The 18,747-nt window shown below is 59.4% G+C and carries 23 protein-coding genes; 12 read left to right on the forward strand and 11 right to left on the reverse strand.

What is annotated here, in order from left to right:
• The first annotated feature begins 10 nt into the window (after positions 1–10).
• The 4 genes from ACTG2S_RS20570 (at position 11) to ACTG2S_RS20585 (ending at position 5,001) form a co-directional block, all read left to right on the forward strand.
• Complete coding sequence (locus ACTG2S_RS20570) at positions 11–1,150, forward strand: amidohydrolase/deacetylase family metallohydrolase (RefSeq protein ID WP_274160640.1); 1,140 nt, start codon at positions 11–13, stop codon at positions 1,148–1,150.
• Positions 1,134–2,249: a DgaE family pyridoxal phosphate-dependent ammonia lyase gene (locus ACTG2S_RS20575; RefSeq protein WP_274160641.1), complete on the forward strand. Its 1,116-nt coding sequence runs from the start codon at positions 1,134–1,136 to the stop codon at positions 2,247–2,249. Before ACTG2S_RS20570 ends, ACTG2S_RS20575 begins: the two co-directional genes overlap by 17 nt.
• Entirely contained in the window at positions 2,249–2,989 is a 741-nt protein-coding gene (gene dagF, locus ACTG2S_RS20580; protein ID WP_139411572.1) for a 2-dehydro-3-deoxy-phosphogluconate aldolase, read from the forward strand. Before ACTG2S_RS20575 ends, dagF begins: the two co-directional genes overlap by 1 nt.
• Positions 2,990–3,096: 107 nt before the next feature.
• A complete protein-coding gene (locus ACTG2S_RS20585; protein WP_274160642.1) occupies positions 3,097–5,001 on the forward strand; it encodes a BglG family transcription antiterminator in 1,905 nt (634 codons plus the stop codon).
• 17 nt (positions 5,002–5,018) lie between these two features.
• On the opposite strand, the gene npr is transcribed toward ACTG2S_RS20585, so the two are convergent.
• The 10 genes from npr to ACTG2S_RS20635 all read right to left on the reverse strand — a co-directional run bounded on the left by npr (position 5,019) and on the right by ACTG2S_RS20635 (position 11,835).
• Positions 5,019–5,291 carry a PTS phosphocarrier protein NPr gene (gene npr, locus ACTG2S_RS20590; RefSeq protein WP_005336318.1) on the reverse strand — a complete coding sequence of 91 codons (273 nt, stop codon included), beginning with the start codon at positions 5,289–5,291 and terminating at the stop codon, positions 5,019–5,021.
• A 20-nt stretch (positions 5,292–5,311) separates the two neighbouring features.
• The gene (rapZ, locus tag ACTG2S_RS20595) at positions 5,312–6,178 is read right to left on the reverse strand and encodes an RNase adapter RapZ (RefSeq protein WP_439983194.1); all 867 of its coding nucleotides are present in this window, start codon (positions 6,176–6,178) and stop codon (positions 5,312–5,314) included.
• Positions 6,179–6,223: 45 nt separating this feature from the next.
• Complete coding sequence (gene ptsN / locus ACTG2S_RS20600) at positions 6,224–6,670, reverse strand: PTS IIA-like nitrogen regulatory protein PtsN (RefSeq protein WP_005336322.1); 447 nt, start codon at positions 6,668–6,670, stop codon at positions 6,224–6,226.
• Positions 6,671–6,672: 2 nt separating this feature from the next.
• On the reverse strand, positions 6,673–6,960 hold the full coding sequence (hpf, locus tag ACTG2S_RS20605) for a ribosome hibernation promoting factor (RefSeq protein WP_005336323.1): 288 nt from the start codon (positions 6,958–6,960) through the stop codon (positions 6,673–6,675).
• 20 nt (positions 6,961–6,980) lie between these two features.
• Positions 6,981–8,420, reverse strand: coding sequence for an RNA polymerase factor sigma-54 (locus tag ACTG2S_RS20610; protein ID WP_005336331.1), 1,440 nt, complete (start codon positions 8,418–8,420; stop codon positions 6,981–6,983).
• 65 nt (positions 8,421–8,485) lie between these two features.
• A complete protein-coding gene (lptB, locus tag ACTG2S_RS20615; protein ID WP_005336333.1) occupies positions 8,486–9,211 on the reverse strand; it encodes an LPS export ABC transporter ATP-binding protein in 726 nt (241 codons plus the stop codon).
• 3 nt (positions 9,212–9,214) lie between these two features.
• Positions 9,215–9,742: a lipopolysaccharide transport periplasmic protein LptA gene (gene lptA, locus ACTG2S_RS20620; RefSeq protein WP_439983266.1), complete on the reverse strand. Its 528-nt coding sequence runs from the start codon at positions 9,740–9,742 to the stop codon at positions 9,215–9,217.
• Positions 9,729–10,289, reverse strand: a complete 561-nt coding sequence (lptC, locus tag ACTG2S_RS20625; protein ID WP_439983195.1) for an LPS export ABC transporter periplasmic protein LptC — start codon at positions 10,287–10,289, stop codon at positions 9,729–9,731. Before lptC ends, lptA begins: the two co-directional genes overlap by 14 nt.
• On the reverse strand, positions 10,286–10,840 hold the full coding sequence (gene kdsC, locus ACTG2S_RS20630) for a 3-deoxy-manno-octulosonate-8-phosphatase KdsC (protein ID WP_101530526.1): 555 nt from the start codon (positions 10,838–10,840) through the stop codon (positions 10,286–10,288). The genes lptC and kdsC overlap by 4 nt, the downstream gene beginning before the upstream one ends.
• Positions 10,840–11,835, reverse strand: a complete 996-nt coding sequence (locus ACTG2S_RS20635) for a KpsF/GutQ family sugar-phosphate isomerase (protein WP_058058615.1) — start codon at positions 11,833–11,835, stop codon at positions 10,840–10,842. Before ACTG2S_RS20635 ends, kdsC begins: the two co-directional genes overlap by 1 nt.
• Positions 11,836–12,042: 207 nt before the next feature.
• Here ACTG2S_RS20635 and mlaF point away from each other — a divergent pair, with 207 nt between their 5' ends.
• From mlaF to murA, 7 genes are read left to right on the forward strand one after another with little or no spacing between them, the layout of a single operon-like run.
• Entirely contained in the window at positions 12,043–12,843 is an 801-nt protein-coding gene (mlaF, locus tag ACTG2S_RS20640) for a phospholipid ABC transporter ATP-binding protein MlaF (protein WP_005336343.1), read from the forward strand.
• The gene (gene mlaE, locus ACTG2S_RS20645) at positions 12,843–13,622 is read left to right on the forward strand and encodes a lipid asymmetry maintenance ABC transporter permease subunit MlaE (protein WP_005336345.1); all 780 of its coding nucleotides are present in this window, start codon (positions 12,843–12,845) and stop codon (positions 13,620–13,622) included. Before mlaF ends, mlaE begins: the two co-directional genes overlap by 1 nt.
• Before the next feature lie 7 nt (positions 13,623–13,629).
• Positions 13,630–14,127 (forward strand): outer membrane lipid asymmetry maintenance protein MlaD, encoded by a 498-nt coding sequence (gene mlaD, locus ACTG2S_RS20650; RefSeq protein ID WP_005336348.1) that lies wholly within the window; start codon positions 13,630–13,632, stop codon positions 14,125–14,127.
• A 2-nt stretch (positions 14,128–14,129) separates the two neighbouring features.
• Complete coding sequence (locus ACTG2S_RS20655; RefSeq protein WP_005336350.1) at positions 14,130–14,762, forward strand: MlaC/ttg2D family ABC transporter substrate-binding protein; 633 nt, start codon at positions 14,130–14,132, stop codon at positions 14,760–14,762.
• Complete coding sequence (locus ACTG2S_RS20660) at positions 14,759–15,031, forward strand: STAS domain-containing protein (protein ID WP_005336352.1); 273 nt, start codon at positions 14,759–14,761, stop codon at positions 15,029–15,031. The genes ACTG2S_RS20655 and ACTG2S_RS20660 overlap by 4 nt, the downstream gene beginning before the upstream one ends.
• The gene (gene ibaG / locus ACTG2S_RS20665; protein WP_005306001.1) at positions 15,031–15,288 is read left to right on the forward strand and encodes a BolA family iron metabolism protein IbaG; all 258 of its coding nucleotides are present in this window, start codon (positions 15,031–15,033) and stop codon (positions 15,286–15,288) included. Before ACTG2S_RS20660 ends, ibaG begins: the two co-directional genes overlap by 1 nt.
• An 18-nt stretch (positions 15,289–15,306) precedes the next feature.
• Positions 15,307–16,563, forward strand: coding sequence for a UDP-N-acetylglucosamine 1-carboxyvinyltransferase (gene murA, locus ACTG2S_RS20670; protein ID WP_005336355.1), 1,257 nt, complete (start codon positions 15,307–15,309; stop codon positions 16,561–16,563).
• A gap of 87 nt (positions 16,564–16,650) precedes the next feature.
• Here murA and pmbA read toward each other — a convergent pair whose 3' ends face one another.
• Positions 16,651–17,994, reverse strand: a complete 1,344-nt coding sequence (pmbA, locus tag ACTG2S_RS20675; RefSeq protein WP_279498798.1) for a metalloprotease PmbA — start codon at positions 17,992–17,994, stop codon at positions 16,651–16,653.
• Positions 17,995–18,108: 114 nt separating this feature from the next.
• Here pmbA and yjgA point away from each other — a divergent pair, with 114 nt between their 5' ends.
• Entirely contained in the window at positions 18,109–18,633 is a 525-nt protein-coding gene (gene yjgA / locus ACTG2S_RS20680; protein WP_005336359.1) for a ribosome biogenesis factor YjgA, read from the forward strand.
• Positions 18,634–18,747: the final 114 nt, after the last annotated feature.

Consider the following 18,747-nt stretch of genomic DNA (forward strand, 5'->3'; position numbering starts at 1 on the left):
GGTTATCAGCATGTACGACATGATCATCAGAGCCGGGCGTCAGGGAGATGGCCAGCTCGTCGATATTGCCATCAGGGAGGGCAAAATCGCCGCCATCGGCTCCCTGCCGGAGACGGCAGCGGCGCAGCAGACACTGGATCTCGGCGGCCGGGTGCATATGAGCGCTGGCTGGATCGATGGCCACACCCACTGCTACCCCGCCTCCCCCATCTATCACGATGAGCCGGACAAGGTGGGCGTAGAGTCCGGCGTCACCACCGTCATCGACGCCGGCAGCACCGGAGCCGATGATGTGGATGACTTCCAGCAGATCGCTGCGGGCTGCAAGACCCGGGTGCATGCCCTGCTCAACATCTCCCGCATCGGTCTGCTACGCCAGAACGAGCTGGCGGATAGCCGGGACCTCGATATGGATCTCGCCTCGGCAGCCATTCGCCGCCACCCCGACTTTATCGTTGGCATCAAGGCGCGAATGAGCGGTAGCGTGGTCGGTGAGAACGGCCTGCAACCGCTGCGCATGGCCAAGGCCCTGCAACAGGCTCACGGCCAGCTGCCGCTGATGGTGCACGTGGGTAACACACCGCCGAATCTGGACGAGATCGTCGCCCTGCTGGGGGATGGCGATCTGCTGACCCACTGCTTCAACGGCAAGCCGAACCGCATCCTGACTCCGGCTGGCGAGCTGCGGGTCGCGGTGCGCGAGGCGATGAAACGGGGCCTTTTGCTCGACATCGGCCACGGCGGCGCCAGCTTCAGCTTCGAGGTGGCGGAGCTGGCTATCCGACAGGGGATCCTGCCCCGCACCATCAGCTCCGACATCTACTGCAAGAACCGCATCAAGGGGCCGGTCTACAGTCTGGCTCACGTGATGTCGAAGTTTCTCGCCATCGGCATGACGCTGGAACAGGTGCTCGCCTGCGTCACCCATCAGGCCGCTGATGCCCTGCGCCTTTCCGGCAAGGGGCGGCTCGAGGTGGGCGCCGATGCCGATCTGACCCTGTTCGAGGTCACCAGCGGCCCGACCCTGTTTATGGATACCGAAGCCCAGTCCCGCAGCGGTGACCAACAACTGCAGCCTCTCGCCGCCCTGGTCGGTGGCGAACTGGTTCTGACTCACTATGGGAAATCACACCATGCCTTCTGTTTATGAGAAATATCAGCTCAAACCGGTGATCAACGCCTCCGGGCGCATGACCATTCTCGGCGTCTCCACCCCCGAGCAGGAGGTGGTCGATGCGGTCAATTTTGGCCTGGGCCACTACTTCGAGGTCAAGGATCTGGTCAACAAGACCGGCGCCTATCTGGCTGGTTTACTGGATGTGGAAGATGCAGTAGTGGTCTCCTGTGCCAGCGCCGGCATCGCCCAGTCAGTCGCCGCCATGATAGTACGCGGCGATCCCTATCGCCTCGAGCACCTGCATGCCCATCACCATGAGGTGCCGAGTGAAATCGTGCTGCCCAAGGGGCATAACGTCAACTTCGGCGCCCCGGTCGGTACCATGGTCAATCTGGGTGGCGGCAAAGTAGTAGAAGCCGGTTACGCCAACGAGTGCTCCCCTTCCCAGCTGGCCGCCGCCGTCAATGCCAACACAGCAGCCATCCTCTACATCAAATCCCACCACTGCGTGCAGAAGAGCATTCTGTCGGTGGCAGAGGCCGCCGAGGTCGCCAAGACCCATGGGCTCCCGCTCATCGTCGATGCAGCTGCCGAAGAGGATCTGCGCCTCTACTACAACCAAGGGGCGGATCTGGTCATCTACAGCGGAGCCAAGGCCATTGAAGGGCCCACCAGTGGGCTGGTGCTCGGCAAGCGTCAGTACGTGGAGTGGGTCAAACAGCAGGCCAATGGCATCGGTCGCGCCATGAAGGTGGGCAAGGAGGGGATCCTCGGCCTGACCCACGCTATCGAGCGCTATCTGGCCAAAGAGAAAGAGAGCGGCGCCGCCATGGTCGCCAAGATGAGCCCCTTCATCGAGCGCCTCAACCAGCTGCCCGGCGTCACCGCCAAGGTGGTATGGGACAGCGCAGGACGTGACATCGCCCGCACCGATATTGCCTTCGACCACCAGCAGATCGGCATGACCACGGTACAGGTCGTTAGCCGCTTGCAGCAGGGTAATCCTGCCATCTACTGCCGTGGCTACAAGGCCAACGAGGGGCACATCGAGATCGATGTGCGCAGCGTCACCGTGCCCCAGCTCGACCAGATCCATGCCGCCATTACCAACCTCGTACAGGAGAATCGCTGATGTCCCTTACCCCCAACTACTACCGTGATCGGGTCTGTCTCAACGTGCTGGCTGGATCCAAGGAGAATGCCGTCGAGGTGTACGACGCAGCCGAAGGCCACGTGCTGGTCGGAGTGCTCTCCAAAAACTACCCGGATATTCCCTCCGCAGTTGCCGATATGAAGGAGTACGCCAAGCTTATCGACAACGCCCTCTCCATCGGACTGGGCGCCGGCGATCCGCGCCAATCCGCCATGGTGGCCGAGCTGGCCTGCCAGCTGCAGCCCCAGCACGTCAACCAGGTGTTCACCGGTGTCGGCGCCAGCCGGGCGCTGCTCGGCCAGTCAGAGACACTGGTCAACGGGCTGATCTCCCCTACCGGCATGCCGGGCATGGTAAAGATCTCCACCGGTCCACTCAGCGCCGGGCAGCCCGATGGCATCGTGCCCATCGATACCGCCATTGCCCTGCTCAAGGACATGGGCGGCAGCTCGGTCAAGTTCTTCCCCATGGGTGGGCTGGCCTGCCGCGACGAGTATCAGGCAGTGGCCGAGGCTTGTGCCCGCCACGGCTTCTGGCTGGAGCCCACCGGCGGCATCGATCTGGAGAACTTCGAGGAGATAGTGCGGATTGCGCTGGACGCCGGAGTCGAGAAGGTGATCCCTCACGTCTACAGCTCCATCATCGACAGCGCGAGCGGGCACACTCGCCCCGAGGATGTGCGCACTCTGCTGGCCATAGTGAAACGACTGTTGGCCTGATGGCAGCCACGGGCACCGGTTCAATCACTGACCGGTGCCTGGCTTGTTGATGACCCACTTGTTAACATCGACCCTTTATCTCGCAACAGGAGTCTTGCATACCCCCTATGATCAAGCTGCCACACCCCAGGCTCCATCAACTGCTGATCCAGCTCCATGCCGAACCACTGCCACAGGAGGAGCTGGCTCGCCGCCTCAATGTCTCCACCCGCACGGTGCGCACCGATGTGGCGACCCTCAACGAACTGATCGCCACACACGGCGCTCACCTGATCCACCAACGTGGCAGCGGCTACCAGCTCAAGATCTACAATCAGGGACTGTTCGACGCCCTGCTGGCTGCCCAGGGTCAGGATAGCGGCCTGCCACGCACCAGCCGCGAGCGGGTGCTGCACCTGCAGATCCTGCTATTGACGGCAGAGCAGGGGATCAAGCTCGATGAGCTGGCTGATACCTGGTATCTGAGCCGGGCGGCACTGCAGGGGGATATGGCGGAAGTCCGTGAACAGCTCAGCCACTTCAGGCTCAGCGTCGAGAGCAAACCCCGCCTGGGGATGCGCATTCAGGGAGAGGAGACGGCGATCCGTGCCTGTTTGACCCAACTGCTCTATCAGGAGTTGCTGCACAACAACCAGTTGCAAACCCTGTTGCCCAACCTTTGCCCCAGCAAGACGATGGAGGTAGTGGGCAATCACATCCATGCCCAGCTTGCCCGACATCAGCTGCGTCTCGCTGACGAGAGCTTGCAGCAGCTCGCCATCTACTGCGCCGTTGCCCTGCTGCGTCAGGCATCCGGTCACGAGTTGCGCCACTTCGCCAGCGAGGATCTGACTCTGCCGCTGCTGGCAGTATCTCGCGATATTTATGCGGTATTGCCAACCCTGACGCCCCCCGTAGAGGACGAGATCGCCGGTCTCGCCATCCAGATCCAGGCGCGCCTGATTGCCGATACTCCCCAGCTCAGCCCGGCGATGGCCGCCGAGAGCGAACAGCTGGTGGAGCATCTGCTGACCTACATTCATCAACACTACCCTTACGACCTGCGAGGCGACCAACAGCTGCGGGCCGACCTGCAAACCCATATCAGCGCCATGCTGCTGCGGGTCAAATACCAGATTGGCAACCACAACCCGCTGGCCGATCACATCAAGCAGTACTACCCGCTCGCCTATGACATCACGTTGGCGGCCATTTCGGAGTGGATCAAGCAGACCCCCTACAGACTGACCCACCACGAGATCGGCTATCTGGTGATCCATATCGGGGTCGGGCTGGAGCGCCACTACGATATCGGCTACACCAGACGCCCGCAGGCGCTATTGCTTTGCGATGCAGGAAACGCCACCTTCCGGGTACTGGAAGCACGCATCAAACGTGAATATCCCCAGTTGCAGCTGACCACGCTTGAATCGGTGCGGGATTACGAAGGTCTGGCGCAGATCGCGCAGGACTTTGTCATCAGTACCGTCAAGGTGAACGAAAAAAACGCCCCCGTGGTACTCGTTGCCCCCTTCCCGACCCAATACCAGCTGGAGCAGCTTGGCAAGCTGGTGCTGATCGACCGCACCCGCCCCTACATGCTCGACAAATATTTCGATGCCGACCACTTCATGGTGGTCAAAGAGCACCTAACCCAGGCCGAACTGTTTGCCCGTATCTGTGATCAGCTGGAGGCGGAAGAGCTGGTGGCAAGCGGCTTCAGAGCCTCACTGCAGGAGCGGGAGCGGATCGTCTCCACCATGCTGGGAGAAGGGATCGCCCTGCCCCACTCCCTCGGTCTGCTGGCGCGCCGCACTCTGGTTTACACCGTACTGGCCCCGCAGGGGATCGACTGGAGCAACGGGGAAATCGCGACGCTCATCTTCGTGCTGGCCATCAGCAAGGCCGATTACGAGGAGGCGATGGGTCTCTACGACCTGTTTCTGGCACTGATGAACGAAAAAGCCAGCAGGAATCTGCTGGCTTGTCGGGATTTTGCCAGCTTCAAAGCGCTGGCGCGCACCGGTTCATAACATAAAACGAGGAGTGACTACTCCTCATTGAAGCCGGAGGTGAACAGCTCCACTACGGCTGCCAGGGCCTCGACCTCTTCGGGCCCCTCAACCTGTACTTCCACCTGCCGCCCTTGCGCCGAATCCAGCATCAGCAGGCCGATGATACTGTCAGCATCGGCCTCGACACCATCTTCATTGCGCAGCAGCACGTGAGCATCGAAACCCTGCACCAGCTCGAACAGCATCATGGCAGGTCTGGCATGAATACCCAGCTTGTTTTTCACTTCAACCGAGGCGGAAACAGTCATCGGGTCGTCCTATTGGTCCGTCAGGATTGGGAAGCACTCTTGTCGAGAGTGCGGTGGCGGATCTGCACGTTCTTGCCAAGCAAACGGAATGCACTGGCCAGCCGCTCTGCAATAAAGACCGAGCGGTGCTGACCGCCGGTGCAACCGATGCCGACCGTGAGGTAGCTGCGATTGTTGCGCTCCAGATGGGGCAACCAAGTCACCAGCATGTTCTCGATCTGCTGGGTAAACAGCATCACGTCAGCCTGCGCCGAGAGGTAGTTGGCGACCGGCTCATCCTTGCCGGTAAATGGCTTGAGCTCGGGGATCCAGTGCGGATTGGGCAGGAAGCGGGCATCGAACACGAAGTCGGCATCCTTGGGAATGCCGTACTTGAAGCCGAACGACTCGAACACCAGCACCAGCTCGTTCTCTTTCTTCCCAAGCACCCTGGTCTTGATGAGCTCGCTCAGGTCGTGAATGCTGAGGGTAGTGGTGTCGATGCGCAGGTCAGCGGTCGAGGAGATGGGCGCCAGCAGGTGGGTCTCCTCCCGAATCGCCTCATCCAGCGACAGCTTGTTGCGTGAGAGGGGGTGCAGGCGGCGGCTCTCGCCATAGCGCTTGAGCAGGGTGCCGTTGTCGGCATCGAAGAAAAAGCTGGAGAACTCTACCCGCCCCTCATTGCGCACCTGAGCCAGCAGATTTTCCAGTTTCTCCGGCTCGCTCGGCAGGTTGCGCACATCGATACTGACCGCCAGCTTGTCGTACTGGCTCTCCACCGAGACAATCAGCTGGGGTAGCAGATTGACCGGCAGGTTGTCCACACAGTAGTAACCCAGATCTTCCAGCACTCGCAGGGCTACCGTTTTACCGGAGCCCGAACGTCCACTTACCACGATTAACTGCATCTTGTTCCCTCACGCCAAAACGGGTGTCTCATCCTTGGCCTGCTGTCAGGCCGAGGTCATGATCTGATAGAGCTCTTCGTCGCTGGTTGCCTGACGCAACTGGCGGCAAACCGCCTTGTCACCCAGCTTGGAAGCCATCAGAGAAAGGGTCTTGAGATGCTGCTTGCACTCGCTTTCCGGCACCAGCAAGGCAAACAGCAGGTCAACCGGTTGATTGTCGATGGAGTCGAAAGGAATAGGGTCGGCAAAGGTCATCAGGATCGCGGTTGGCGGGAACTCATCGTCAATGCGACCGTGGGGGATCGCAATACCGGCACCGATCCCGGTACTACCCATTTTTTCGCGGGCCAGCAAGCATTCAAACAGCGCCTGACGGGAGGTGCCAAGGCGTTCGGCGGCCAGCTCGCTGATGATTTCGAGGGCGCGTTTCTTGCTGGTACAAGGGACTGCACTCTTGGTGCAGTCCCGACTCAGTATGTGTTCAAGTTGCATGGTTATTTTTTATTTAACTTATCTTTGTGCTTGATGATCTGCCTGTCCAGCTTGTCGAGCAAGGTGTCTATCGCAGCATACATATCGGCATGTTCAGAGTTGGCAAACACTTCGCCACCGCTGACGTGCAATTTGGCTTCCGCTATCTGGTTCAGTTTTTCCACGCTAAGCACCACATGAACATTGTTGATGTGGTCGAAGTGACGCTCGAGTTTGGCAAATTTGTTATTCACATAATCACGCAGAGCTTCGGTGATCTCGACATGGTGTCCGGTCAGGTTAATTTGCATAACATCATCCTTTTGTTTGCCTAAACCAGGCGTTTGCGCTGATTGGAAGGTGGGATAAACAAGGATTCGCGATACTTAGCGATCGTGCGTCTCGCCACCATAATACCCTGTTCGGCCAGCAAATCCGCGATCTTGCTATCACTTAACGGCTTGGCAGGATTCTCTGCCGTGACCAGCTTCTTGATGAGCGCGCGAATTGCGGTCGATGAGCACTCTCCTCCTCCTTCGGTGTTCACATGGCTGGAGAAAAAAAACTTCAATTCGAAGATACCACGGGGGGTATGCATGTACTTCTGGGTCGTTACCCGGGAGATGGTCGACTCATGCATCTCTACCGCTTCGGCGATGTCATTGAGCACCATGGGCTTCATCGCCTCTTCACCATACTCGAAAAAGCCCTGTTGCTGCTCGACAATGCAACTGGCCACTTTCAGCAGGGTGTCATTGCGACTTTCCAGGCTCTTGATGAACCACTTGGCTTCCTGCAAATGGGAGCGGATAAACTGGGTGTCGGTGCTGCTGCGGGCGTTGCGGGCCATGGCGGCATAGGTCTCGTTGACCCGGATGCGGGGGGCAGAGTCGGGATTGAGCTCGACCACCCACTTGCTGCCCTTCTTGACCACGGAGACGTCGGGGATCACGTACTGGGAGTCGCTCTGGATGATGCCATTGCCGGGGCGCGGCTCCAGCAGCTGGATCAGATCCAGCACCTCCTTGAGGTCGCTCTCCTTGAGTTTTGTCTTGCGGGCGAGGGTGCGGTAATCCCGGTTGCCGAGCAGCTCCATGTGCTCGAGGATCACCTCTTTTGCCTCGTTGAGCCAGGGGGTCTGCGGGTCATACTGATCCAGCTGGATGAGCAAACACTCCTGCACAGAACGGGCAGCAATGCCGACCGGATCGAAGTGCTGCACCCGCTTGAGTACCGCCTCGACCTCATCGAGTTCCACCTCTACGTCATCGCTGGTGACGGCAGCCTGGATATCCTCCAGCGCAACGGTCAGATAACCGGATTCGTCGATGGCATCGATGATGGCAAGCGCGATGGCGGCATCCACATCGCTGAAAGGTGTGAGCCGCATCTGCCACAGCAGATAATCCTGCAGGTTTTCGGTAGTTTCACCCTGATAGACGCTATCTTCCCCATCGTGGATGGGGCCCGCGCTTTGGGCGGTGCCGGCAGAGTAAACCTCGTCCCAGGTGGTATCCACCGGCAACTCGTCCGGCATCTGCTCCTGAGCCATGGCATCGCTGGAATCCAGCTGGCTGGCATCGACCGGCGCTTCCGGACTGGTCTCTTGCGCCTCGCTCTCTTCCTGCTCCAGCAGAGGGTTGTTTTCGAGCGCTTGCTGAATTTCCTGCTGAAGTTCCAGAGTGGAGAGCTGGAGCAGACGAATCGCTTGTTGTAATTGCGGCGTCATGGTCAGGGACTGACCGAGACGCAACTGTAATGTCGGCTTCATCTACGTCGGGATATCCTTATGTTCAGCGAGGCACTCGTCAAAGGAAATGAAGGCATGCCCCCTTACTATAGACTGAATTGATCGCCCAAATAGACGCGCTTGACCTGTTCATCGGCAAGGATGTCAGCCGGTGCACCTTCGGCAATCATCTTGCCGTGGCTGACGATATAGGCCTTCTCACATACGTCCAGAGTCTCTCTGACGTTGTGGTCGGTAATCAAGACGCCAAGGCCTCTATCTTTCAGATGCTGAATGATCTTCTTGATGTCTATCACAGAAATCGGGTCAACCCCTGCAAAGGGTTCATCCAGCAGAATAAAACGCGGCTCGGCCGCCAGCGCACGGGCGATCTCGACCCGACGGCGCTCACCGCCGGAGAGGCTCTGCCCCAGGTTGTCGCGAATGTGGGTGATGTTGAACTCTTCCAGCAGTTGCTGAACCTTGTCCTCACGCTCCTCACGGCTCAACCCCTTGCGGGTCTGCATCACTCCCATCAGGTTGTCGAACACCGACAGGCGACGGAAGATGGAGGCCTCCTGCGGCAGGTAACCGATGCCATTGCGCGCCCGCACATGCATGGGCTGCAGGCTGATGTCCTGATCGTCGATGGTGATGAGACCGGCATCGCGCTGCACCAGCCCCACGATCATGTAGAAGGAGGTGGTCTTGCCCGCCCCGTTGGGGCCTAGCAGGCCGACAATCTGGCCGGTGCCCACTTCAAGGCTGACGTCACTCACCACCATGCGGCGCTTGTAGCTCTTCTGCAGGCCCACTGCTTTCAACACTGCCATGGCTTATTTTCCCTGCTTCTTCTGGTCGGCGGGCTTGTCGAAATTCTCTACCTGATCCGGCAGGAACACGGTTTTGACCCGCTGGCTCGGGCTCTTGCTCTCGGCAATCATCTTCTGTTTGACGATGTCGTAGCGGATCAGATCGCCATTGACCTGGCTATCTTCCTGCTTGAGCTGACCGTTGCCGGTGATGGTCACCAGACGGTTCTTCAGCTCGTAGCGGATGGTATTGCCGTGGGCATTGACCGGCTTGCCGTTATCCAGGATCTGGAAGAAGGTGGCGGGCTTGCCGTAGGCAGTCATCACCTCGGCCCCTTTCTCGCCGGAACGGGTCACTACCACCTTGTCAGCCTTGATCCGGATGGTGCCCTGATTGATGGTCACATCCTCTTCGAAGGTGATGCGGTTGTCCTGCATCTCGGCCACCTGTTTGACGGCATCGACGTAGACCTTCTCGGCAAAGTCGGACTCTTTTGCGGCCACCGCACCACACAACAACAGGGCTGCGAGGGCCAAATTAGCGTTTTTCATTGAAATAGATGGCATGGCCTTGATCCAGTAACTCAAAATATTTGCGGTCCAGATGGCCCTTGAGGCCAACCCCTTGGGTCTGGAAATCCCGACCCAGAATGTTCACTTCCCGGTTGCTGCGCACATCCTGTGTCACCAGATCCAGCTCCAGATAGGGGGTATCCAGTGTGGAGATAAAGGAGGTGGGCAGCAGACCATCCAGATGCACCTTGTCCCGCAGGATGACGTTGTCGCCGGTGTTGAGCACGCCGGTTTCGGCGGTCACCTTCCACTCGGCGGCACCCTGATCGTCATACATGTAGACCACCGGCTTGTCGAAGGTGGCCTGCTCGAGGATTTGATAATACTCGGCGTAGGTCGACTCCAGCCGCTCGGTGCGCTTGCCATTGATATCAAAACGGGTGGTCACCAGACCTTTGGCGACAAAATCCGGCTGATAGTTTTCGATTTTGACGGCGCTCTCAGGCACCAGCTCAACCTTGCCCAACTGCCAGGCAACCAGCGCGACCAGAAACAGCAGGGCAAACAACAGGGTCTGTCTGCTCATACCGAAGCCTCGGGCTGATAATCGTCATGGCCCTGCGCCTGCAAAATGAGGTCACACACCTCGCGCACCGCGCCCATGCCACCGCCAAGCCGGGTCACCATATCGGCACGGCTCAGCACCAGCGGATGGGCATCGGCCACCGCGATACCCAGGCCGCAAGCGGCCATCACCGGCAGATCGATGGTGTCATCGCCCATATAGGCGGCCTGCTCAGCAGTCAGCCCCAGCTTGGCCAGCAGCGCTTCGAAGTGAGGCAGCTTTTTATCAGCCCCCTGCACCACATGAGCCACCCCCAGGCTTTTCATCCGATCGCTGACGATACGGGAGTTGCGCCCGGTGATAATGGCGATCTCGATCCCGGCATTGAGCAACGCTCGCATGCCCGCACCATCGCGAGTGCAGAAGGTTTTCAGCTCTTCGCCGTTGTTTCCCATGTAGATGAGGCCGTTGGAGAGCACCCCGTCCACATCGCACACCAGCAGGCGGATTTGCGCCGCCTTCTCAAACTGGCTGCGCGTCACCGGACCATAGAGGGTCGGTACGTTTTGCATCAAATTACTCCGGCTTTCAGCAGGTCGTGCATATTGAAGGCGCCGAGCGGGCGTTGCTCTTCATCCACGACCAGTAATCCGTTGATTTTTCTCGTTTCCATCAGCTTGACGGCTTCCGCAGCCATCATCTCTGGACCTACGGTAACACAGTTGGCCGTCATCACACGGCTGATGGGGGTGTGATGGATATCGATCTGCTGGTCGAGAATGCGGCGCAGGTCGCCATCGGTAAAGAGCCCGGCCAGCAGGCCATTGCCATCGACCACAGCTGTCATACCGAGCCCCTTGCGGCTCACTTCCAGCAGCGCCTGGCTGATGGTGGCATCTATCCCCACCCGGGGCAACAGCTCGCCGCTGTGCATCAGATCGCCAACCCGCAGCAACAGACGCTTGCCAAGGGAACCGCCCGGGTGAGAGAGGGCGAAGTCATCGGCGGTAAAACCGCGTGCTTCCAGCAGGGCGACCGCCAGGGCATCGCCCATGACTAAGGTTGCCGTGGTGCTGGAAGTGGGTGCCAAACCCAGCGGGCAGGCCTCTTTCTCCACCTTGATACACAGGTGCACGTTGGCCTCTTTGGCCATGGTGGAGGCAGGATTGCCGGTCATGCAGATGAGCGGTATGCCGCGGCGCTTGAGTACAGGCAGCAGGGCCAGGATTTCGTCGCTCTCGCCGGAGTTGGAGATGGCGATGATAAGGTCGCCGCTGGAGATCATCCCCAGATCGCCGTGACTCGCTTCCCCCGGATGGAGGAAGAAGGCCGGTGTGCCGGTGCTGGCGAGGGTGGCGGCGATCTTGCTGCCGATATGGCCCGATTTACCCATGCCGGTGACCACTATCTTGCCACCGCAGCGCAGCACCATTTCGCACGCCTTGTCGAAGGCGTCATTCAGATACTGATAGAGTCCATCAATGGCTTGCTTTTCTGTGTCCAGCACCGCGCGGGCACTGCGACGAAAATCGAACAGTTCAGACACTTTCTCAGGCTTTACAGACATAAAGACACAGCTCCGGGCCGAAATTAGCTGCGGGATTATAAAAAAGTCTGCCCGGATAAGCGAATCGGATGGCAAGTCCCGCTCTCAATGACGCACTTTGTTACAGAAAACTGTCGTGCAAATGGGCTTGCAGCCTGTTCAATAGTTGTTCCTTGCTGTTGCTTAGACCTAGACTACCCCATAAAATTCGCACCTCATTTACACCGGATGGACAATTGTTTGAACAATGACCTGATCACCATCTCCGACCTGACCTTCAGTCACGGAGATCGGCTGTTGTATGACGGGATCAACCTGACCATTCCTCGTGGCAAGGTAACCGCCGTCATGGGCCCGAGCGGCATCGGTAAAACCACCCTGCTGCGGCTGATCGGTGGCCAGCTCAAGCCGGAGTCCGGTCACATTCTGTTTGACGGGGAAGATATCCCCACCCTCTCCCGTTCGCGCCTCTATGAAGTGCGCAAGCGGATGAGCATGCTGTTCCAGAGCGGCGCCCTGTTTACCGGCATGACGGTCTACGACAACGTGGCCTTCCCGCTACGGGAGCACTCCGGCCTGCCGGAGGAGCTGATCCACACCATCGTCATGATGAAGCTGCAGGCGGTGGGCTTGCGCGGCGCAGCGAAACTGATGCCCTCCGAGCTCTCCGGCGGCATGGCGCGCCGGGCGGCGCTGGCTCGGGCCATCGCCCTTGACCCCGACCTCATCATGTATGACGAGCCGTTTGTCGGGCAGGACCCCATCACCATGGCGGTGCTGGTCAAGCTGATCAAGGAGCTGAACGATGCCCTCGGTATCACCTCCGTCATCGTCACCCACGATGTGAAAGAGGTGCTGAGCATCGCCGATTACGCCTACATCATTGCCAATCGCAAGGTGGTGGCGCACGGTACGCCGGATCAACTGCGCGAGGAGCACAATCCCGAAGTCGAGCAGTTCCTCAAAGGATTGCCCGATGGTCCTGTTCCGTTTCATTTTCCGGCAGGCGATCTGCTACAGGATCTCTGATGTTGATAAGTCAAATAAGCAAGCTGGGGCGGGTCGGAGTGCGGTTTATCAGCTCCGTCGGTCGCGCCACCATCATGTTGTTCCATGCGCTGGCGGGCAAACCCGAGCCGCGCAAGCACTTCCCGCTGCTTGTCCAGCAGTTGTATGTGGTGGGCGTACAGTCGGTGGCTATCATTCTGGTCTCCGGCCTGTTCATCGGCATGGTGCTCTCGCTGCAGGGTTACAACGTATTGAAGGATTTCGGCGCCGAGCAGAGTCTGGGACCGCTGGTCTCCCTCTCCCTGCTGCGGGAGCTGGGGCCTGTGGTCACGGCGCTGCTGTTTGCCGGCCGTGCCGGTTCGGCCCTGACCGCTGAAATTGGCCTGATGAAGGCCACCGAGCAGCTTTCAAGCCTCGAGATGATGGCGGTCGACCCGCTGCGCCGGGTGGTTGCCCCCCGCTTCTGGGCTGGCGTCATCAGCATGCCGCTGCTGGCCTTTATGTTCAGCCTGATCGGCATCTTCGGCGGCAAACTGGTCGGTGTGGACTGGCTCGGCGTGGACGAAGGGGGCTTCTGGTCTGCCATGCAGGCCTCCGTCGACTGGCATGAAGACATCATGCAGGGCGCCATCAAGAGCCTGATTTTCGCCCTGGTGGTCACCTGGATTGCGCTCTTTAACGGCTATGATGCCAAGCCGACCTCGGCCGGGATCAGTCAGGCCACGACCCGTACCGTGGTCCACTCATCCCTCGCCGTGCTCGGCCTGGATTTTATACTCACTGCAGTCATGTTTGGATAAGGTAAAGATGAAGTTCAGCAAAGTAGAATTCCTGGTCGGCACCTTCATGCTGGCTGGCATCGGTGCCATTCTGGCACTGGCCCTGCAAGTGGCCGGTTTGAGCTTCAAACCGGAAGGAGAAACCTATACCCTGCGCGCGCATTTCGATAATATCGGCGGCCTGAAAGTCCGTTCGCCGGTCAAGGTCGGCGGCGTTGTGGTCGGTCGGGTCAGCGACATCGTACTGGACCCGAAAACCCAGGTGCCCGAAGTGACCCTGATGATGCAAAAGAGCGCTGGCGAGTTCGCCGATACCAGCTCCCTCTCCATCCTCACCTCCGGTCTGCTCGGCGAGCAGTACATCGGTCTGGCCCCCGGCTTCAGCGATGAGGAGATGGGCACCGAGATGCTCAAGGATGGCGACCTGATTGAAGACACCAAATCCGCCATCGTGCTGGAAGATCTGATTGGCAAGTTCCTCTACAGCCAATCCTCCGACAGCAAATCAGACAGCAAGAAGGAGTAACCATGTTCAAGAAGATCGCCCTGCTGCTGGGTCTGATGACCAGCATGCTCTTTTCCCTGTCTGCCCAGGCCGCAGTCGATGCCACCGACCCCAATGCGCTGGTGGATCAGGCTGCCAAGCAGACCTTTGCCCGCCTGAAAGCCGATCAGGCCCAGGTGAAGAGCAATCCGGATCACCTGCGGGTGATCATCCGCGAAGAGCTGCTGCCCTATGTGGACAACCGCTTCGCCGCCTACAAGGTGCTTGGCAACCAGATTAAAGAGACCACCGAAGCGCAGCGCAATGCCTTCGTCGAGGTGTTCACCGAGTACATGGTGAGCTCCTACGCCGATGCGCTGGCCCATTTTGACAAGCAGACCGTCAAGGTCGAGCCGGGCAAAGCTCCCAGCGGCAACATCACCGCCGTCAACGTCAGCGTGAAAGAGGCCGGCAAGCCGGACATCTTCCTCGAGTTCAAGCTGCGCAAGAACAACAAGACCGGCGAGTGGAAAGCCTTCGACATGGTGGCAGAGGGGATCAGCCTGCTCTCCGCCAAGCAGAGCGAGCTCGGCGGTTTGATCCGCCAGAACGGCATCGATGCGGTGATCGCCCAGTTGCGCGAACACAACGCCAAGCCGCTGGTACTCAAACCATGACCCTCAGCGGTGAGCTGCAGGCGCCACAGGTCAATGACCTGTGGCAACGCCGCGCCGAATGGTGGCAGGACGACCAGCTTGAGCTCGGCGGCGTCACCACCCTCGACTCTGCCGGACTGGCCCTGCTGGTCAAATGGGCCAAAGCCGTATTAGCGCGAGGCGCCACACCGCAACTGGTGGGCGCCTCCAGTGATTTCTATACCCTGGCCAACCTCTACGGGGTGGCCGGGCTGTTTCAGTCAACCCCGCTCACAACTGAGGACGCATAATGCAAGTCTCTGAAATTGAAGCGATACTCCTTGAGGCTCTGCCATTGTCCGAAGTCCATGTCAAAGGGGACGGTAGTCACTACCAAGTGATCGCCGTCGGTGACATGTTTGACGGCATGAGCCGGGTCAAGAAGCAGCAGGCCATCTATGCCCCGCTGATGGACAAGATCGCCAGCAACGCCATTCACGCCCTCTCCATCAAGGCGTTCACCGACGCCGAGTGGAAACGCGAACGTAAATTCCTATTGCCCTCCTGATTTGGTAACGAAGTAAAAATGGACAAATTCAAAATCGATGGTCGTTGTACTCTCAACGGCGAAGTGACCATCTCCGGCGCCAAAAACGCCGCGCTGCCGATCCTGTTCGCGACCCTGCTCTGTGATGAAGAGGTACACCTCTCCAACGTGCCGCGCCTGAAAGATGTGGGCACCACCATCAAGCTGCTGGAGATGCTGGGCGCGACCACCAAGGTCAACGGCAACGTCACCGTGCTGACCGGTGCGGTGAACAACCATGTCGCTCCCTACGAGCTGGTGAAGACCATGCGCGCCTCCATTCTGGCGCTGGGCCCGCTGGCCGCCCGTTTCGGCGCCGCTGACGTCTCCCTGCCCGGCGGCTGCGCCATCGGTGCCCGTCCGGTCAACCTGCACGTCCACGGCCTGGAGCTGATGGGTGCCAAGATCACCATCGAAGATGGTTACATCAAGGCCCGTGTCGATGGCCGCCTGAAAGGCGCCCACATCCTGATGGATATGGTCTCCGTGACCGGTACCGAAAACCTGATGATGGCTGCGACCCTGGCTGATGGCCGCACCGTGATCGAAAACGCCGCGCGCGAGCCGGAAGTGGTCGATCTGGCCAACTTCCTCAATACCCTGGGTGCCAAGATCCAGGGGGCGGGCACCGATACCCTGACCATCGACGGTGTCGAGCGTCTGCACGGCGGCAACTACAGCGTGCAGCCTGACCGCATCGAAACCGGTACCTTCCTGGTGGGCGCAGCGGTCACCGGCGGCAAGATTACCTGCCGCAAGACAGACCCGACTCTGCTGGAAGCGGTACTGGTCAAGCTGGAAGAGGCTGGCGCCCTGATTGAGAAGGGTGAAGACTGGATCACCCTCGACATGACTGGCCGCACCCTCAAGCCGGTCACCATCAAGACTGCCCCCTACCCGGCCTTCCCGACCGACATGCAGGCACAGTTCACCGTGCTGAACGCCGTTGCCAAAGGCACCGGCATGGTCACCGAGACCATCTTCGAGAACCGCTTCATGCACGTTCCCGAACTGGTACGGATGGGCGCAGACATCGAACTGCAGGGCAACGTAGCCATCTGCCGTGACACCGAGCAACTCAAGGGTGCCCAGGTGATGGCGACCGATCTGCGCGCCTCCGCCAGTCTGGTACTGGCCGGCTTCGTGGCCGAAGGCTCCACCATCGTCGACCGTATCTATCACATCGACCGTGGCTACGAAGACATCGAGCAGAAGCTGCAAGGTCTGGGTGGCCGCATCGAGCGTATCAAGGGCTGATAGCCCACTGATCGCTAGCCGATAAAAAGGCCCCCTCGCGTTGGCGAGGGGGCCTTTTTTATGGTTTCGGTTCTGTTGAAACCGGGATCAGTGGCCCGCCAGCTTCATATTCTCTACCAGCACCGAGCCGGTCTTGAGACTGGAGCGCTCATCCTCGTCACGACCTACCGCCACGATATGGCTGAACATCTCGGCCAGATTGCCGGCGATGGTGATCTCTTCGACCGGATAGGCTATCTCGCCATTCTCGACCCAGAAACCGGCAGCACCGCGGGAGTAGTCACCATTGACGATATTGACCCCCTGCCCCATCAGCTCGGTCACCAGCAGACCGGAGCCCATCTCTTGCAGCATGCCTTGAAAATCCTGGCCGGTATTGGAGACCTGCCAGTTGTGGATGCCACCGGCGTGACCCGTAGTGGTCAGCCCCAGCTTGCGCGCAGAGTAAGAGGTAAGCAGCCAGCTCATCAGCTCACCGTTACGGATGATATCCATGTCGCGGGTACGCACCCCTTCCCCATCGAACGGGGTACTGGCGAGCCCGCCCAACAGGTGGGGGAACTCCTGAATGGTGAGCCACTCGGGCAGGATCTGCTTGCCCAATTTGTCGAGCAGGAAGCTCGACTTGCGATAGAGGTTGCCACCGCTGATGGCCATCACCAGATGGCCCCACAGACCGGAGGCTGTGTCAGGGTGGAACAGCACAGGCGCATGACGGGTAGAGATCTTGCGGGCGCCGAGGCGGGAGACGGTACGCTCAACGGCTTCGTCGGCAATGCGCTGCGGGCTCCAGAGCCCGTCGAGGGTACGGCTGGAGGAGTAGCCGTAATCACGCTGCATATCGCCATCCTGCTCGCCGATCAGCACGCAGCTCAGTGAGTTGCGCGACGCCGCGTAGCCTTTGACGAAGCCGTGGCTGTTGCCATAGACCTTGATGCCGAGATGGCTGGAGAAACCGGCACCGTCGGAGTGCTTGATGCGGGCATCGCGACCCAGAGCGAGTCGTTCGCACTCGATGGCCAGTTCGATGCCGCGCTGGGGATCCAGTTCGATTTGGTGACACAGTTGCAGATCGGGGGCATCCCAGGCCAGCAGCTCGGCGTCCGCCAGACCGGCGCAATCATCGGCCGAGGTGTGGCGGGCAATCTCGATGGCCGCTTCAACAGCGGCACGAATGGCGGGTTTGCTCAGATCGGTGGTCGAGGAGGATCCCTTGCAACCATCGCGATAGACGGCGATACCGAGGGCGCCATCCTTATTGAATTCAATGCTTTCCAGTTCACAACCCCGGGTGTTCACCGACAACCCGGTCTGCTTGCTGATGGAGACTTCGGCCAGCGAGGCGCCCAGTCCTTTGGCTATCTCCAGGGCTTCGGCAACCACGGCCTCGAGATGGGCTTGATCCTGGCGGATTTGGTCTTGCTGATCCATAACTCACATCTGTATGAAAGAAGGAAAGGGGGGTAAGCATATCAGACCCCTGCGCCCAGCGGGAGAAGCTGGTAACATATCCGGCAAACGTGAATGACAGGAATCAAGAGACCGATGAGTCAATATCAAGACGACAACGAGTTCGAAGACTGGGGCCCCAGCAAGAGCCAGCTCAAGCGCGATGCCGAAGCATTGCAGAAAATGGGGGAAGAGATCGTCTCCCTCAGCCACAGCGAGCTGGAAAAAATCCCGTTGGATGAAGAGCTTGCAGAAGCTGTCGAGCTGGGTCGCAAACTCAAGCCGAAGAAGGATGAGTCCTTCCGTCGCCATCTGCAGTTCATCGGCCGCCTGATGCGCAGCCGCGATATCGAGCCGATTGCCGAAGCACTCTCCATCATCAAGAACCGTCACTCCACCGTGAATGCACGCCTGCATCGGCTGGAGCAGTGGCGCGAGCGCCTGATCACCGAAGGTGACAGCGCCCTCAACGAGCTGATGTCCCAGTTCCACGAGCTGGATCGCCAGAAGCTGCGCCAGCTGATCCGCTCCGCCAACAAGGAGCGGGAGCTGAACAAGCCGCCGGTCGCCTACCGCGAGATGTACCAGTATCTGCGCGGCGAGATCGAAGACCTGCTGTGATCCCCGAAGCACGCCTCCCCTCGGGGAGGCGTGCTTCTATTGATGCCTTTTCCTCTCCACATCCCCCCGCCATCCCTGCGCGTTTAATATATCCACCATTTTGCTACCCCAGCC

Source organism: Aeromonas sp. 82P, assembly GCF_051919365.1.
Lineage (GTDB): Bacteria > Pseudomonadota > Gammaproteobacteria > Enterobacterales > Aeromonadaceae > Aeromonas > Aeromonas veronii.